Source organism: Paeniglutamicibacter sp. MACA_103 (assembly GCF_045798555.1).
In the GTDB taxonomy this organism is placed as follows: Bacteria; Actinomycetota; Actinomycetes; order Actinomycetales; family Micrococcaceae; genus Paeniglutamicibacter.
Map to the genome: position 1 here is coordinate 40475 of NZ_JBIXLN010000013.1, position 16533 is coordinate 57007.

Here is a 16533-nt window from a genome sequence, read left to right on the forward strand (position 1 = left end):
GACCCCGCCGGGCGATCCGATGTCGCGCCGAAAAGTCATTTGGCCGGAGCCGACCGTCGAAAACATCCCGTGTCCCGGGAAACCCAGGTCCCTTCGGTGCAGCATCCCGCTCCGGGATCGACATGGCCGGCGCCGCATCCACCTCACCCGGCACCACGCATTCGCCAGCCACACCCGAACGAGCCCGAGCCTCGTTCCGGCCACCGACACCAAATATCGGGGGCGGCCCGTCCACACGCGGCGCCCCGGCCAAGGAGCAAGACATGCATCCATTCACCGAACACGGACACCCACGCAATCAATCAACGCACGAGGACGCTTCTGTCGGTGCGGGGCACTATTCTGGATTACAGCGAACTAAGGGGAATATGACCAATCCACAGCTTTCCGGCCCGCAGGACAACGACATGGACGAGGCCCAGCTCCAGGCAGCCATCGAACGGATCCTCGCCAGCGACAAGGCCGCGGCCAGCAAGAGCACCCACTTCGGTGCTCCCGAGGACGAGGGTGTCCTGTCCGGACGCGCGCAGGCCCTGAGCAAGCTCTCCGGCGAGCATTCCTCCACCGACGGGGACCAGCAGGAACTGGCCGAACGCCGCGCCCTGAAGCGCGGGGCCAGCCACTCCACCGAACTCGAGGATGTCACCGAGGTCGAATACCGCCAGCTGCGCCTCGAACGCGTGGTGCTGGCCGGCATCTGGAACGAGGGGACCGCCCAGGACGCGGAAAACTCGCTGCGGGAATTGGCCGCCCTGGCCGAGACCGCGGGCTCGGAAGTCCTCGACGGACTGGTGCAGCGCCGCGCGAAGCCGGACCCGGGCACCTACCTGGGGTCGGGCAAGGCCATGGAACTGCGCGAGATCGTCTCCGCCACCGGGGCGGACACCGTCATCATCGACACCGAGCTGGCCCCGTCCCAGCGCCGTGCCCTGGAAGACGTCGTCAAGGTAAAGGTCATTGACCGCACCGCGTTGATCCTGGACATCTTCGCCCAGCACGCCAAGAGCCACGAGGGCCGCGCCCAGGTGGAGCTGGCCCAGCTCGAGTACCTGCTGCCGCGCCTGCGTGGCTGGGGCGAATCGATGTCCCGCCAGGCCGGTGGCCGCGTGGGTGCCGCCGGCGGCGGAATCGGCTCGCGCGGCCCGGGTGAAACCAAGATCGAACTGGACCGCCGGCGCATTCGCGACCGCATGGCCAAGCTCCGCAAGGAGATCAAGGGAATGCTCCCGGCCCGCGAGGCCAAGCGCGCGAACCGCAAGCGCAACGCGGTGCCGTCGGTGGCCATTGCCGGCTACACCAACGCCGGGAAGTCCTCGCTGCTGAACCGTCTCACCGACGCCGGGGTGCTGGTCGAAAACGCCCTGTTCGCGACCCTGGATCCCACGGTCCGCCAGGCCGAGACCCGCGACGGGCTGAACTACACGCTCGTGGACACCGTCGGCTTCGTGAAGTCGCTGCCCACCCAGCTGGTCGAGGCCTTCCGCTCCACGCTGGAGGAAGTCGCCGACTCGGATTTGATCCTTCACGTCGTCGACGCGGCGCACCCGGACCCGGAGGGCCAGATCCAGGCCGTGCGCGAGGTGCTCAACGACGTGGACGCGCGAAACATCCCGGAGATCATCGTCCTGAACAAGGCCGACGTGGCCGACCCGTTCGTGGTCGAGCGGCTGCGCCAGCGCGAGCCGAACCATGTGATCGTCTCGGCACGCACCGGAGAAGGCATCCAGGAACTGCTCGAAAAGATCAGCGCCGCAATCCCGAGGCCCAATGTCCAACTAGAATTGATGATTCCCTATGATCGAGGCGACGTGGTCAACAAGCTCCACGGCGCCGAGGCCGAGATCCTGGCCGTCGAACACACCGAAACGGGAACCCGCATGATGGTGAAGGTCCGCGAAAGCATGGCCGCAGAAGTGGAGCAATTTAGTATTCATGGCTGAGGAATCAGAGGTCATCGCCCTGTTGGACGAAGCGGTGTCCAGCATGGGCGGGCAAAGCCGGCCGGGCCAACACGAAATGACGCGCCAGGTTGTGAGGGCCATGGAATCCGGCGAACACCTGCTGGTGCAGGCGGGAACCGGAACCGGCAAGTCGATGGCCTACCTGGTCCCGGCCTTGGCCCACGCCCTGGAAGCGGAGAAGCCCGTGGTGATTTCCACCGCAACGCTGGCGCTCCAGGCCCAGATCGTCGGCCGAGACGTGCCGCGCCTGCTGAGCTCGCTGAAGGGCAAGCTGCCGCGTGAAATGGACGTGGCCCTGGTCAAGGGCCGCTCCAACTACGTGTGCCAGTACAAGCTCAGCGGCGGGTACCCGGACGACGACGAGGGTGCCCTGTTTTCGCTCGAGTCCGGAACCCCCGTGCTCGGCGGAGCCGAGGGTCCCGGCTCGGCGCTGGGCCAGGAAGTGGTGCGCCTGCGGCAGTGGGCCGAGCGCACCGACACCGGCGACCGCGACGACCTGACCCCCGGGGTCAGCGACAAGGCCTGGCGCCAGGTCTCGGTCAGCGCGATGGACTGCCTGGGTTCCCAAAAGTGCCCCATGGCCTCCGAATGCTTCAGCGAGCTGGCCCGCGCCCATGCGGCCAGCGCCGACGTCGTAATCACCAACCACGCCATGCTGGCCGTCTCGGCCTTCGAGGGCCTGGCCGTGCTTCCGGACTTCGACACCGTCATCATCGACGAGGCCCACGAACTGCAGGACCGCGTAACCAGCTCGGTGACCCGGCCGCTGTCGGTCAACATGGTCCAGACCGCGGCCTCCGCCGCCCGCAAGCACTGCTCGGTGAGTGTTGATTCGCTGAACCAGGGGGCCAAGGCCCTGCAGCGTGCCCTGGAGGGCGTCCCCACCGGGCTCATGGCCCGCGGGCTGAACGAGGACCAAGAGGCCGCGATCAACCAGATCGCCGAGGCCGCGCGCGTGGTCCTCTCCGACTCCAAGCCCGAGGCCAACGCCCCGGCCGACGGCGGACGCCAGATGGCCCGCTCGCAGGTCATGTACCTGGTGGAGCAGTGCACCAAGATGCTTGAAATGACAGAGGAGCGCGAGGTGATCTGGGCGTCGCGGCCCGGCCACTTCAGCCCGGGGGAGGGCTACGTCCAGCCCGACGAATCCAGCCAGCCGACCTTGATGGTCGCGCCGCTCTCGGTCGCGGGGAAGCTCCGGGAAGGCCTCTTTGACGGCCGCACCGTGATCCTCACGAGCGCGACCCTGGCCATCGGGGCCGCCTTCGAGCCGGTTGCCGGTTCCCTGGGACTCGTGGGCGACGGCGCACCGACCTGGAACGGCGTCGACGTGGGCAGCCCCTTCGACTATCCCAAGCAGGGCATCCTTTATGTTGCCAAGCACCTGCCCAAGCCGGGGCGCCAGATGTCCCAGGAGACGCTGTCGGAGATCGAGGACCTGATCAAGGCCTCCGGCGGAGGGGCGCTGGCGCTGTTCACCTCGCGCCGCGCGGCCGAGGAAGCGGCCGAGATCCTGCGTGCGCGCCTGGACATCCCCATCCTGTGCCAGGGCGAATCCAGCATGAAGGCCCTGGTCGACCAGTTCTCCGCAGAGCCGGACACGTGCCTCTTTGGCACCATGACGCTGTGGCAGGGCGTGGACGTGCCGGGCAACGCCTGCCGCCTGGTCATCATCGACAAGATCCCGTTCCCGCGTCCCGACGATCCGCTGTCCTCGGCACGGAGCCGGGACGTCGCAAAGCACGGAGGAAACGGTTTCATGGCCGTGGCCGCAAGCCATGCCGCGGTGCGGCTGGCCCAGGGTGCGGGACGCCTGATCCGTTCGGTCAACGACAAGGGCGTGGTCGCGGTGCTGGACTCGCGGCTGGCCACCGAACGCTACGGGACCTTCCTGCGAGCATCCCTGCCACCGCTGTGGGCCACGCCGAACAAGGCCACCGTCATCTCCGCGCTCGAAAGGCTCAGCGAAGGCTGAGTCCCCGTCGCCCTGCCCCTGCCGGTTGCGGCTGATGGGCATGGAAACGAAAAACACCCTTGGGGGCCGATCACTGGATCGGCCCCCAAAGGTGTTTTGGGATGAGTTGCGGCGGCGGTCCTAGACCGAACGCATGACCGATACAACCTTGCCCATGACGGTTGCGGCGTCACCAAGGATCGGTTCGTATCGGGAGTTCTGCGGCAGCAGCCAAGTGTGCCCGTCACGCTGGCGGAAGGTCTTCACGGTGGCCTCGTCTTCGAGCAAGGCGGCCACGATGTCGCCGTTGTTGGCCGTCTGCTGGCGCCTCACGACAACCCAGTCGCCGTCGCAAATGGCTGCATCGATCATGGAGTCACCGCTGACCTTCAGCATGAAGAGCTCGCCGTGTCCCACCAGCTGGCGCGGCAGTGCGAAGACGTCCTCAACCACCTGGTCGGCCAGGATCGGACCGCCGGCGGCGATGCGTCCGACCAGCGGAACCATCGCGGTGTCCGCGGAGGTCGTCAGGTCCGAGACGTTCATCCCGTTGGCCGCCTTGAGGTCAGGCTGCCCCTCCACGACCTCGAGCTTCGCCTCGTTCTTGAGCTGCAGCGGCAGCAGGATCTCCATCGCACGTGGGCGGCGCGGATCGCGCCTGATGTAGCCAAGCTTCTCGAGCTGGCTGAGCTGGTGAGTCACGCTCGAGAGGCTGGCAAGCCCCACGGCATCCCCGATTTCCCGCATCGAGGGCGGGTACCCGTTGCTGCTTACGGAGCGCTGGATGGTCTCCAGGACCTTCTTCTGGCGAATGGTCAGGCTCTTCGCGTCGCGTCGAGGGGTTCGTTGTTCGGTCGTCATTGTCAATGCCTCATCCCGATCGTCGCCGGTTGCCCGCGCGTGCCGCAAATTGTCGGTGTGGGCTGATGTAGTAAATACATCGCCCCACAACCACCATCCTAGTAGACAAAGTCACTGCTTTCAAAGATTTGTTCGAACGGATCTGGACACGTGTCGTCGAAAAGTGCTAGAAATAAGATACGCACTACGAACACATGTTCGAAAGGTGCGTTCGAATAATCGTCGCATGTTCGATTGCGGCCCCCCGGGCCCCCGTCGGCAAAGCGAATTCAGAGGAAAGGCAAAGACGTGGCAAACACTGCTTTCTCGGCCCCGCTCCACCTTGTAACATCCAACGACTACCTGCCGGAGCCGCAGCCATCGCTGGCGCCCCTGCGGCTTACCCGACGCGGAAAATTCGTGCTGATCGGGCTGCCCATCTTCGTGGTGAGTGCCGCGGTTCTGATGCTCCTGGGCCTGTTCCTCTCCCCGGCCAACGCCTCGGCGGACATCCCGCTGGGCGTGGAGGCCGTCACCGTCACGGTCATCGAGGGCGACACCCTGTGGGGAATTGCCCGCGAATTCGCCCCGCAGCTCGAACCCCGCGAGGCGGTCCGCCAGATCGGCGACCTCAACAACCTCAACAGCTCGGTGTTGCTCCCCGGCGCGGAACTCTTCGTTCCCACCGGAAGCTAGGGCACCGTCCGCCGGAGCCCCTGGGTTCATTGAGAACCGATTATTACCCTGGGCACCGGCGAAGATTCTCGGGCCCACCGGCCCCCGCCGTAGACTTGACCCGTGAATGAACGGCTAAATCGCCTGGCAAATCTGCCCCTGCGAGAAAATCTTCAAGGTCTCGAACCCTACGGCGCACCCCAAATTGACGTACCCATCCAATTGAACGTCAATGAAAACACGCACCCGCTGCCCGCGGAAGTGCATCGCGCCATTGTCGAAGAAGTCTCAGCGGCCGCCGTCGGACTGAACCGCTACCCCGATCGTGAATTCACCGAACTGCGTGAACGGCTTGCGGCCTACCTCGGCCACGGGCTCGAGGCCGACAACGTCTGGGCCGCCAACGGCTCCAACGAGGTCCTCCAGCAAATCCTGCAGGCCTTCGGCGGGCCGGGACGCTCAGTCATGGGTTTCCCTCCCACCTACTCGATGTACCCCCTGCTGGCCTCCGGGACGGACACCACCTATGTCCCGGGTGTGCGTTCGGCGGACTACGGACTTTCGGCGGCCGATGCCGCGGCGCAGGTCCGCGAGGCGGCGCCGAACATCGTCATCCTGTGTTCACCCAACAACCCCACCGGTACCGCGTTGGGCCTGGATGTCGTCGAAGCGGTCTACGAAGCAGGCAAGGCCAGCAACGCCATCGTGATCGTCGACGAGGCGTATGCGGAATTCGCGCACACCGGGACGCTCTCGGCGCTTTCGCTGTTGCCCGGCCGCGAACGGCTCATCGTTTCGCGGACCATGTCCAAGGCCTTCGCCCTGGCCGGTGCGCGCCTCGGCTACCTGGCCGCGGCCCCGGAAGTCTCCGATGCCATCCGCCTGGTGCGGCTGCCCTACCACCTCTCGGCCGTGACCCAGGCAACCGCGAATGCGGCACTGAAGCACGCCGACATCCTGCTGGCCAACGTCGAGGCCATCAAGGTGCAACGCGACCGCATCGTCAACGAGCTCACGCGCATGGGCCTGCACCCGGCCTCCAGCGACTCCAACTTCGTGTTCTTCGGGGGAGTCAAGGACACCAAGGCCATCTGGGCGGGACTGCTCGAGGCCGGAGTGATCGTCCGGGACGTCGGGATTCCCGGCCACCTGCGGGTCACCGCGGGAACCGAGGACGAAACCACCGCGTTCCTTGTCCGTCTCGAGGAACTGCTCAATCAGGGTCCTCACACGCCCGCACGCTAAACTTGGGGGCGGTGGCGCTGGTGCCGGCGGGCGGCTTGCAGAAATTGCCGGCCGCACACCTGCCAGCCGCCGCCCCACATCCTCGTCTCAACGCCTGATCTAAAGGAATGTGCATGTCTGCCGAAAAACTCACGGGTCGTCGCGCTCGCCTCGAACGCATCACCAGCGAGTCCTCCATCTTTGTCGAGCTTGATCTGGACGGCACCGGCCGCTCGGAAATCAGCACCAGCGTCCCGTTCTACGACCACATGCTGACCGCGCTGTCGAAGCACTCGCTCATCGACCTCACGGTGCGCGCCACCGGCGACACCCACATCGATGTGCACCACACCGTCGAGGACACCGCCATCACCATCGGCGAGGTGCTGCGCACCGCACTGGGCAACAAGGCCGGCATCCGCCGCTTCGGCACCGCCTACGCCCCCCTGGACGAGGCCCTGGCCCGCGCCGTGGTCGACATCTCCGGGCGCCCCTACCTGGTCCACGGCGGCGAGCCGGCCGGCCAGGAATACCACTTGATCGGCGGCCACTTCACCGGTTCGATGACCCGCCACGTGTTCGAATCGCTGACCTTCCACGCCCAGATCTGCGCCCACATCGAGGTGCTCTCCGGACGCGATCCGCACCACATCGTCGAGGCCCAGTTCAAGGCCCTGGCCCGCGCCCTGCGCGATGCGGTGGAAATCGACCCGCGGATCGGCGACGCCATCCCTTCCACCAAGGGTGCGCTGTAGATGGCGGCCAAGACCGTCACGGTCCTGGACTACGGATCCGGCAACGTCCGCTCGGCCGTCCGTGCCCTTGAGGCCGCCGGCGCGCAGGTCAAGCTCTCGGCCAAGCCCGAGGACATCCTCGAGTGCGACGGGCTCTTCGTTCCCGGCGTGGGTGCCTTCGCCGCCGTCATGCAGGCGCTCAAGGACGTCGGAGCGATCCGCTGGATCGGCCGCCGCATCGCCGGGGGCCGCCCGGTGCTCGGCGTCTGCGTCGGCCACCAGGTCTTCTTCGACGAGGGCGTGGAGCACGGGATCCGCACCGAGGGGCTGGGCGAATGGCCTGGCACCGTGGAGCTGCTCAAGGCACCCGTCGTCCCGCACATGGGATGGAACACCGTCACCCCGCCGGCCGGAAGCAAGCTCTTTGCCGGGATCGAGGACGAGCGGTTCTACTTCGTGCACTCCTACGCGGTGCAGGAATGGAACTTCGACGTCGCCCAGCCCAAGATGGTCCCGCCGCAGGTGACCTGGGCCGAGCACGGGGTTCCGTTCATCGCCGGTGTTGAAAACGGGCCGCTCTGCGCCCTGCAGTTCCACCCGGAGAAGTCCGGGGAAGCCGGGGCCAAATTGCTGCGCAACTGGCTGGGGACCCTGTAAACCATGTGGTCCATCGTCCTCATGGGAGTCGCCGGCTTGCTGGCCGGCGGCGCACTCTCGCTGCGCCAGCAACGCGCCCACATCTCCTGGATCATCGCCGCCTGGGCGCTGGCCGGGGCGGCGCTCTTCTGCGCCTACCTCCTCACGCTCTAACCATCGGGCAACACACCGGCTTGATTCGGCCGGTCCTCCGCACCGCACCCACCGGCAGAAGCACGCCGGCCCGGAAAACCAAGGAATGATCATGACCGAGAACCAAAACAACATCCTGGAATTGCTGCCCGCCGTGGACGTGGCCGACGGCCAGGCCGTGCGCCTGGTCCAGGGCGAGGCCGGATCCGAAACCGGTTACGGCGACCCGCTTGAGGCCGCGCTGGCCTGGCAGAACGCCGGAGCCGAATGGGTGCACCTGGTGGACCTGGACGCCGCCTTCGGCCGTGGCCACAACACCGAAATCCTGGGCCGCATCGCCAGCGAACTGACCATCAAGGTCGAGCTCTCCGGCGGCATCCGCGACGACGAGTCCCTCGAACGCGCCCTGGAATTCGGCGCCACGCGCGTGAACCTGGGTACCGCCGCCCTGGAAAACCCGGAGTGGACCGCACGGGCCATCGCCCGTCACGGCGACAAGATCGCCGTGGGCCTGGACGTGCGCGGCACCACGCTGTCGGGCCGCGGCTGGACCAAGGAAGGCGGGGACATCTGGGAGGTCCTGGCCCGCCTGGAAGAGGCCGGATGCGCCCGCTACGTCGTCACCGACGTGACCAAGGACGGAACGCTGCGCGGCCCCAATGTCGAGTTGCTGGCCGAAATGTGCAAGCGCACCTCCAAGCCCGTCATCGCCTCCGGCGGCATTTCCAGCCTCGAGGACCTGCGCGTGCTGCGCGAGCTGGTCCCCAACGGCGTCGAGGGCGCCATCGTGGGCAAGGCCCTGTACGCGGGCAAGTTCACCATGGCCGAGGCGCTGGACGTCGCCGGACGCCGCTAAGGCACACCCGCCGGCGCCGGCCGACGGCACCAAGCACTGCATCGGAAGGGGACAGGGCCGCGGCCCTGCCCCCTTTCGGGTGTTCGGGGAGGGGACGTCGGCGGGCGAGCTTCGCCACACCCCGGAGCGCCGGCGCGGGACGAATCGGCCCGGCACATGGGCACCGGCGGCGGGGGCCCGAACCCCGCGATCCGCCGCTGACGTGGGCGCAAGATAGCATGTGGATATGAGCGCGAAATCTCCTTCTTCCCCCGCCGGCCAGGGCGCCGAACGCCACCTGCCCGGACACATCGCCGCCGCCCTGGCGCGCGCCGGCGGACCCGGCGATTCCGCCGGGCAGGACTGGGAAGGACGGGACCTGTCCGGAGAAGGCAACCCGCTGCACAATTTCGACAACGACAACGGCCTGATCGACGCGGGGCTCAAGGCGGCACTCGACGGGCTCGTCGCCGGAACCGGCGACGAGCAGCAGGTCCACGCCGCCCTGGCCGGAGCCCGCGTCTACATCGCCGTCGTGGCGCAGCTGGCCGAAGGCGGCCTGGGGGAGCACGGCTTCGCCGAGGACAAGGAAGCCGACATGGCCCTGGTCACGCTCAACGCCCCCGACGGCCGCAAGGCCCTGCCGGTGTTCAGCAGCGTCGAGAACCTCCAGGCCTGGCACGCCGAGGCCCGCCCCGTCGCCGTCTACGCGCCCCGGGCAGCGCTCTCGGCAGTGAGCGAGGACGCGCAAATGCTGGTCCTGGACCCCGGCGCCGACTTCACCTTCGTCCTGCGCCGCCCCGGCATGTGGGCCCTGGCCCGGCAACAGGAATGGATTCCCAGCTACCTCAGCGAGGACCTGGCCGCGGTGGTGGCCGAACAGGCCGGAAGCGAGGAAGCGCTGGCCGCGATCCGGATCGTTCCGGGCCGAGGGGTGGGAACACGCACCGCCGCCGGCGCCTCCGTGGCGGGCGGGGGATCCGGACCGGAACTGCGCCTGGAATTCACCTTCCGTCCGGGCACCGACGAGGCGGGGGCCCGCGAGTGCGTCTCGCGGATCCACGCACGGCTCGCGGCGAACCAGGAGTTCGCGGAGAACGTCGACTCGCTCGAGGTTGCCCTCAAGGCAGCGGATCCCGGCACACAGGCATGAAATTCGGCCGTTACGGCCAGTTGCTGCGGCAACCGGGCGTGGCACCGCTGCTGCTGATCGGCATGGTGGCACGGCTTCCGCACGCCGCGGTCGGCATGCTCCTGCTGCTGCACCTTGTCAACGAACTGGGGCTGGACTGGGGACCCGCGGGCCTGGTGGTCGGCTTGATGACCATCGGCATCGCCCTGGGTGCGCCCTGGCGCGGTCACGTGGTGGATCTCTACGGACTGCGCAGGGCACTGATCCCGTCCATCATCGCCGAGGCCGTGGTGTGGAGCATCGTTCCCCAGGTGTCCTTCCCGTGGGTGTTGCCGCTGGTGTTCCTCGGCGGGCTCTTTTCGCTGCCGGTCTTTTCCGTGGTCCGCACGGCGCTGGGCGTGATGACCACGGGGGAGACCCGGCGCTCGGCCTTCGCCCTGGATGCCATGGGCACCGAGCTGGTCTTCATCGTGGGCCCCGCGTCCGCGGGGATCGTGGCCACGTCCCTGGACACCACCGTCGGGATGATCGCCATCGCCGCCGCGGCCTCGCTCAGCGGCGTGGCGCTGATGGTCCTGAATCCGCCCACCCGCTCGGGCCAGCCCGGGGCCGTGGCCGCGAAGGCCAACCCGCACGAAGAACGCCTCGGGGCCGAGGCCTCGCTCATTGCCGCCGGCCCCGGCGGCCTGGCCGACGTCGAGGGCGAATTGATCCTTGCGGGATCCAAGTCGGCACGGGCGCGCGTTGCCGCCCGCGGACGCAGCTTCCGCCACAAGTTCGGCTGGGTCAGCGCCTCGGTGATCGCGGTGTTCATTGCCGCCTCCGGTGCTGGGCTGGTGCTCTCGGGCACCGAGGTCGGCATCCTGTCGCTGCTCGATGAACAGGGCAGCGAGGGGCAGCTGGGCATCGTGTTCCTGTTCTGGTGCGGCGCCTCGCTGGTGGGCGGGCTTCTCTACGGCAGCCAGAACCGGCGCATCTCACCGATCGTCCTGTTGCTGGCAATGGCGGTGCTCACGGTCCCCATGGCGTTCGCCACCAACACGTGGACGCTGGCGCTGCTCTCGATCCTCCCCGGCATGCTGTGCGCGCCGGTGCTTTCGGCGGCCTCCGAGTGGCTGACCGACCTGGTCGCGGAAAAGCGGCGCGGGGAAGCCATGGGTTGGTATGGATCCGCGCTGACCAGCGGCACGGCCCTGGGCTCGCCGGTCACCGGTGCCACCGTGGACCAATTCGGCGCCTACGCGGGCTTCATCGTGGTCGGCGTGATCGGCGCACTGGTGTGCGCCGTGGCCCTGGTCGCGCAGCAGGTGCGCCGGCGCCGGGCCGCCACCCGGGCGCGCACGCTCATCGAAGACGCCTAAGCGCGTAGCCGGGGCGGAAAACGGGCCCAAAGAAAAAGTGCCCCGCCGTGAGGCGGGGCACTTCTTGGCTGCGCGGCCGGGGACATGGGGCTCGGGATTTCCGGAACCGCCCTGTGAGAAACCTCTCGGCCGCAAGCCAGTGAAATCTTGCAGTGTTACGCGGGAAACGCGGGTGTTAGTTCACCGGGCCGGTGAGCTTTTCGCCCGGGCCCTTGCCCGGCTCGTCCGGGAAGGTCGAGGCCTCGCGGAATGCCAGCTGCAGCGAGCGCAGGCCGTCGCGCAACGGACCGGCGTGCTGGGAGCCGATTTCCGGGGCAGCGGAGGTGACCAAGCCGGCCAGTGCGGTGATGAGTTTGCGGGCCTCGTCGAGGTCCTTCAGTTCTTCGGCGTCGTCGCCTGCGGCCAGTCCGCATTTGACTGCGGCGGCGCTCATGAGGTGAACGGCGGCGGTGGTGATGATTTCAACGGCGGCCACCTCGGCGATGTCGCGGATCTCGTTGGTGGCGTTGTTGGAGTCCGGATTGGTTTCAGGAGTGCTCATACTGCTAAGCTTTCCATAGACCGACTGAATCCGTGTATTTGGAAGCGTCGCCCTCCGGGTGGATGTAACCAAGAATTCATGGATCAGTATGCAAGTGGAGGCCACCTCCCACCCGCAGCAGCCGAATCAGGCGGCCGGGTACGTTCGGTGCCGATGACCCCGCGGGGATTGTCGGCTGGATGAATTTTCATCGATCGAATTTGGGGCCTTCGCCTGCACATGCAGCCGAGGGCCTTTCCTTTTGCTGCGGTGGCCTGGAACTTCGAACTACTCAGGAGCAACACATCAGCGATCCACGCATTAATGATCGAATCCGCGTCCCAGAGGTGCGGCTTGTCGGCCCTGCCGGTGAACAGGTTGGCATTGTCCGTATTGAGGATGCTCTTCGTCTTGCCGTCGAGTCCGACCTTGATCTCGTGGAGGTTGCGCCCACCGCGAAGCCTCCCGTGTGCAAGCTGATGGACTTCGGAAAGTACAAGTACGAGGCCGCAGTCAAGGCACGTGAGACGCGCAAGAACCAGACGAACACCGTGCTGAAGGAAATTCGTTTCCGCCTGAAGATCGACACGCACGACTACGAAACCAAGGTCGGACACGCACTGCGCTTCCTCGGAGCCGGTGACAAGGTCAAGGCCATGATCCAGTTCCGTGGCCGTGAGCAGCAGCGTCCGGAAATGGGCATCCGTCTGTTGAACAAGTTTGCCGAGGCAGTTGCCGAGGTCGGCGTGGTCGAGTCGACGCCCCGCATCGATGGCCGCAACATGGTCATGGTTGTCGGACCGCTGAAGAACAAGGCAGAAGCCAAGGCCGAAGCCCGTCGCCTGGAACAGCGCGATGCGGACAAGGCCAGGGCAGCGAACCCCAAGGCAAAGATGGACACCTCGGAGCCCCAGGGCGACATCGGCGGTTCCGTAGCCGATGTCATCGAGTCGGACATCATGGAAAAGCTTGCCAAGGTACGTGCGGAGGCAGCAGCCGAAGAGGCAGCCGCCGCCGCAGCACCGAAGGTAGCCCCGGTCAGGACCGCTCCCGCAGCGGCCAAGGCCCCCGTCAGGTCGGCACCGGCCCGCGAGGCCTCCAGCCGTCCGGCCGCCGCAAAGGCACCGGCAGCACGTCCGGCAGCCAGCAAGCCGGCAGCGGCAGCGGCTCCCAAGCCGGCCGTCGCAGCCAAGCCTGTTGCGGCTCCGAAGCCAATGGCCGTTCCCAAGCCGATGGCCATGCCACCAAAGCCTGCGGGCAAGCCGGGTCCCAAGCCCGCAACCCGCGCAGCCAAGCCCGGGACGACCAAGTAAGGTCGCCCCGAGCAGGGCACGCTCGCAAGAGCAACACTAGAACCACGGATTCCCCCAAACGCGGGAGTTCGCAAGATCCCCCGGTCCGTAAGGATCCCGGGAGCAAGTAAGGAGAACGGCGGATATGCCGAAGTTCAAGACCCACAGTGGCGCCAAGAAGCGCTTCAAGCTCACCGGTAGCGGCAAGCTCGTGCGCCAGCAGGCCAACCGCCGCCACTACCTGGAGCACAAGTCCTCCCGCATCACCCGTCGCCTGGCCTCTGACCAGCTGGTCGCCAAGGCGGACGTCAAGACCATCAAGCGGATGCTCGGTCTCTAACACCAGTCCGTCTTGGGAATCCGGCCCCGGATTCCCGACCACTTAAAGATTTTTCGCCAGACCGCCACCATGCGGCACGGTGAGACAGAAACAAAGGAGTACACACGTGGCACGTGTGAAGCGGGCAGTAAACGCCCATAAGAAGCGTCGCGTCATTCTTGAACGCGCCAAGGGCTACCGCGGTCAGCGTTCGCGCCTGTACCGCAAGGCCAAGGAGCAGCTGCTCCACTCGTTCGTTTACAGCTACGGCGACCGCCGCAAGCGTAAGGGTGACTTCCGCCGCCTGTGGATCCAGCGCATCAACGCTGCATCCCGCGCCAACGACCTGACCTACAACCGCCTGATCCAGGGCCTGAAGGCTGCATCGGTCGAGGTCGACCGCCGCATGCTGGCCGAGCTGGCTGTTTCGGACGCCAAGGCATTCGCCGTTCTGGTTGGCGTTGCCAAGCAGGCTCTCCCGGCCGACGTCAACGCCCCGAAGGCCGCCGCCGCAGCTCCGGTTGCTCCGGCCGCCAAGAAGGCTCCGGCCAAGAAGGCTGCTGCTCCGGCCGCCGAGAAGGCTGAAATCGAAGGCGCCGTCAAGGCCGTCGAAGGCGAAGCCGCTCCCGAGGGCTTCATCATCAAGGGCAACGCCCAGTCGAACAAGTACCACGTCCCGGGTTCGACCTGGTACGACCAGACCGACGCCGAGTACTGGTTCAACAGCATTGAAGCAGCCAAGGCTGCCGGCTTCGAGCCTGCAGGTGGCGAGTCCCGCCAGCAGATCAAGGACGCCTAGTCCTTGAGCGCTTAAAGCTCTTGTCCAAAGGGACGGAATCGATTGCGATTCCGTCCCTTTGGCGTATCCCCGGTAAAGTCGTTCTCATGAATCTTGCCGGAGACAACGAAGTGACCATGACCAACGTCCGTGCCGAAAAGGTTCGTGAAGTGGCCCGGCTGGCCACCCGCACCGGGCGCGCGCGCAGCGGCGAGTTCCTAGCAGAAGGTCCGCAGGCCGTCCGAGAGGCCTTGCGTCTGCACCTTGAAAATGCCGAAAAGGGTCGGGCCGCCGTCGTTCGGGCCGTCTACGCAACCGAGGACTGCCTGGACCGTTTTCCGGAACTCGAGATCATGGCGAACAAGGCCGAGAGCGTGCACACCCGCCTGGTAAGCCAGGAGGTCCTGGCCGCGATGGCCGACACGGTGACCCCGCAGGGGATCGTGGCCGTGTGCGTCATCCCCGAAACCGGCCTGCAGGACGTGGCCGCAACCAAGCCGCGCCTCGTGGTGGTGTTGTGCCGCGTGCAGGACCCGGGTAACGCGGGGACCATTATCAGGGCCGCGGATGCCGCCGGCGCCGACGCAGTGGTGCTCACCGCGGGCAGCGTGGACATCTACAATCCGAAGGCCGTGCGCTCCACCGTGGGCTCCGTCTTCCACCTTCCCATCGTCACCAACGTCGATTTCGGTGAAACCATGGCCACATTCAAGGCCCAGGGCAGCAAGGTCCTGGCCGCGGACGGATACGGCGCAGCCGACCTCGATGTGCTCCAAGACGCCAGCGCCGCGCGCCGCGCCGGAATCCCCGACGAAGCCGCCCAGGGGCAGCCGGCACTGGAGGATCCGACGGTGTGGCTCTTCGGAAACGAGGGCCAGGGCCTGAACGAGGACGAACTGGCCGGTGCCGACCACCGTGTCGCGGTGCCGCTGTACGGAATCGCCGAATCGCTGAACGTGGGCACGGCCGCCACGGTGTGCCTCTACGCCTCGGCACGCGCGCAACGACGCGCCTGAGGCAAGCGCCGCGCAACTGCGCAATGGCGAAAAGTCGGTGGCATAGGATGAGGAAATAGTGCTCAGGCACCATGCCAATACCTCCTGCACGCGAATTCGTCCCTTGCCGGGCCGGCAAGGGACGCGGGAGTCGATTAACCACAAGCGAAAGAAGGTAGGGGCGCCATGGCTGCATCCGGCGGTACGAAGGCGGTGGTCGCAGCGCTTGCGGCCAACCTGACCATTGCGGTATTCAAGTTCGTGGCCTGGGCCGTGACGGCCTCCTCCTCCATGCTTGCCGAGGCCATCCACTCGGTGGCCGACTCCGGAAACCAGGTTCTCCTGCTTGTCGGTGGAAAGAAGGCCGCGAAGGAGGCCGATGCGAAGCACCCCTTCGGCTACGGGCGCGAACGCTACGTCTATTCGTTCATTGTCTCCATCGTGCTCTTCAGCGTCGGCGGGCTTTTCGCCCTCTACGAGGCCTGGCAGAAGTTCCAGCACCCCCACGGCATCGAAGGCAAATGGTGGTGGGTTCCGCTGGCCGTGCTCATCGGCGCGATCATCGCCGAGGGCTTCTCGTTCCGCACCGCCATCATCGAATCGAACCTGGTGCGCGGCACCCAATCGTGGGCCAAGTTCATCCGCACCGCCAAGGCCCCGGAACTGCCGGTCATCCTGCTGGAGGACTTTGGCGCGCTCGTCGGCCTGGTCCTGGCCCTGTGCGGCGTCAGCCTCACCCTGCTGACCGGCAACGGCATCTGGGACGCGGCCGGCACCGCCTGCATCGGCCTGCTGCTGGTGGTCATCGCCATCGTGCTGGCCATGGAAACCAAGTCCCTGCTGCTGGGCGAAGCCGCCGGCGTCGAGCATGTCGAGCTGATCTCGGACGCCATCACCGCCAACGGCGCCAAACTGATCCACCTCAAGACCCTGCACCTGGGACCCGAGGAGCTTCTTGTCGCCGCCAAGGTTTCGGTGCCGGAAAACTCCACGGGGGCGCAGATCGCCACCGCCATCGACGACGCCGAAACACGGATTCGTGCCGCCGTGCCGCTCAAATGCGTGATCTACATCGAACCGGACATCATGGGGGCAACCAAAGCGCTGCCCAACGAAGGATAGGG

The 16533-nt window shown here is 66.7% G+C and carries 17 protein-coding genes; 15 read left to right on the forward strand and 2 right to left on the reverse strand.

Annotated features, from left to right (window positions below):
- Positions 1-368: 368 nt before the first annotated feature.
- Positions 369-1940, forward strand: a complete 1572-nt coding sequence (hflX, locus tag ACIPVK_RS08220; RefSeq protein WP_407611478.1) for a GTPase HflX — start codon at positions 369-371, stop codon at positions 1938-1940.
- Entirely contained in the window at positions 1933-3936 is a 2004-nt protein-coding gene (locus ACIPVK_RS08225; protein ID WP_407611479.1) for an ATP-dependent DNA helicase, read from the forward strand. The genes hflX and ACIPVK_RS08225 overlap by 8 nt, the downstream gene beginning before the upstream one ends.
- A gap of 120 nt (positions 3937-4056) precedes the next feature.
- Here ACIPVK_RS08225 and lexA read toward each other — a convergent pair whose 3' ends face one another.
- Positions 4057-4776, reverse strand: a complete 720-nt coding sequence (gene lexA, locus ACIPVK_RS08230) for a transcriptional repressor LexA (RefSeq protein WP_407611480.1) — start codon at positions 4774-4776, stop codon at positions 4057-4059.
- A 288-nt stretch (positions 4777-5064) separates the two neighbouring features.
- On the opposite strand from lexA, the gene ACIPVK_RS08235 reads away from it, so the two are divergent.
- The 8 genes from ACIPVK_RS08235 to ACIPVK_RS08270 all read left to right on the forward strand — a co-directional run bounded on the left by ACIPVK_RS08235 (position 5065) and on the right by ACIPVK_RS08270 (position 11505).
- Positions 5065-5451, forward strand: coding sequence for a LysM peptidoglycan-binding domain-containing protein (locus ACIPVK_RS08235; RefSeq protein ID WP_407611481.1), 387 nt, complete (start codon positions 5065-5067; stop codon positions 5449-5451).
- Positions 5452-5553: 102 nt separating this feature from the next.
- Positions 5554-6675 carry a histidinol-phosphate transaminase gene (locus tag ACIPVK_RS08240; RefSeq protein ID WP_407611482.1) on the forward strand — a complete coding sequence of 374 codons (1122 nt, stop codon included), beginning with the start codon at positions 5554-5556 and terminating at the stop codon, positions 6673-6675.
- 113 nt (positions 6676-6788) lie between these two features.
- Complete coding sequence (gene hisB, locus ACIPVK_RS08245; protein WP_407611483.1) at positions 6789-7409, forward strand: imidazoleglycerol-phosphate dehydratase HisB; 621 nt, start codon at positions 6789-6791, stop codon at positions 7407-7409.
- On the forward strand, positions 7410-8045 hold the full coding sequence (hisH, locus tag ACIPVK_RS08250) for an imidazole glycerol phosphate synthase subunit HisH (protein WP_407611484.1): 636 nt from the start codon (positions 7410-7412) through the stop codon (positions 8043-8045). It abuts the gene before it with no gap.
- Positions 8046-8048: 3 nt separating this feature from the next.
- Positions 8049-8198, forward strand: coding sequence for a hypothetical protein (locus ACIPVK_RS08255; RefSeq protein ID WP_407611485.1), 150 nt, complete (start codon positions 8049-8051; stop codon positions 8196-8198).
- Between the two features lie 91 nt (positions 8199-8289).
- Positions 8290-9033, forward strand: coding sequence for a bifunctional 1-(5-phosphoribosyl)-5-((5-phosphoribosylamino)methylideneamino)imidazole-4-carboxamide isomerase/phosphoribosylanthranilate isomerase PriA (gene priA / locus ACIPVK_RS08260; RefSeq protein WP_407611486.1), 744 nt, complete (start codon positions 8290-8292; stop codon positions 9031-9033).
- Positions 9034-9259: 226 nt separating this feature from the next.
- Entirely contained in the window at positions 9260-10165 is a 906-nt protein-coding gene (locus ACIPVK_RS08265; RefSeq protein WP_407611487.1) for an SseB family protein, read from the forward strand.
- Complete coding sequence (locus ACIPVK_RS08270) at positions 10162-11505, forward strand: MFS transporter (protein ID WP_407611488.1); 1344 nt, start codon at positions 10162-10164, stop codon at positions 11503-11505. The genes ACIPVK_RS08265 and ACIPVK_RS08270 overlap by 4 nt, the downstream gene beginning before the upstream one ends.
- A 175-nt stretch (positions 11506-11680) precedes the next feature.
- Here ACIPVK_RS08270 and ACIPVK_RS08275 read toward each other — a convergent pair whose 3' ends face one another.
- On the reverse strand, positions 11681-12046 hold the full coding sequence (locus tag ACIPVK_RS08275) for a DUF1844 domain-containing protein (RefSeq protein WP_407611489.1): 366 nt from the start codon (positions 12044-12046) through the stop codon (positions 11681-11683).
- A gap of 326 nt (positions 12047-12372) precedes the next feature.
- On the opposite strand from ACIPVK_RS08275, the gene infC reads away from it, so the two are divergent.
- The 5 genes from infC (at position 12373) to ACIPVK_RS08300 (ending at position 16531) form a co-directional block, all read left to right on the forward strand.
- Positions 12373-13338: a translation initiation factor IF-3 gene (gene infC, locus ACIPVK_RS08280; RefSeq protein WP_407611490.1), complete on the forward strand. Its 966-nt coding sequence runs from the start codon at positions 12373-12375 to the stop codon at positions 13336-13338.
- 124 nt (positions 13339-13462) lie between these two features.
- Entirely contained in the window at positions 13463-13657 is a 195-nt protein-coding gene (gene rpmI / locus ACIPVK_RS08285; RefSeq protein ID WP_217390565.1) for a 50S ribosomal protein L35, read from the forward strand.
- 106 nt (positions 13658-13763) lie between these two features.
- Positions 13764-14435 (forward strand): 50S ribosomal protein L20, encoded by a 672-nt coding sequence (gene rplT / locus ACIPVK_RS08290; RefSeq protein ID WP_407611491.1) that lies wholly within the window; start codon positions 13764-13766, stop codon positions 14433-14435.
- 86 nt (positions 14436-14521) lie between these two features.
- Entirely contained in the window at positions 14522-15430 is a 909-nt protein-coding gene (locus ACIPVK_RS08295) for a TrmH family RNA methyltransferase (RefSeq protein ID WP_407611492.1), read from the forward strand.
- A 165-nt stretch (positions 15431-15595) separates the two neighbouring features.
- Entirely contained in the window at positions 15596-16531 is a 936-nt protein-coding gene (locus tag ACIPVK_RS08300) for a cation diffusion facilitator family transporter (RefSeq protein ID WP_407611493.1), read from the forward strand.
- Positions 16532-16533: the final 2 nt, after the last annotated feature.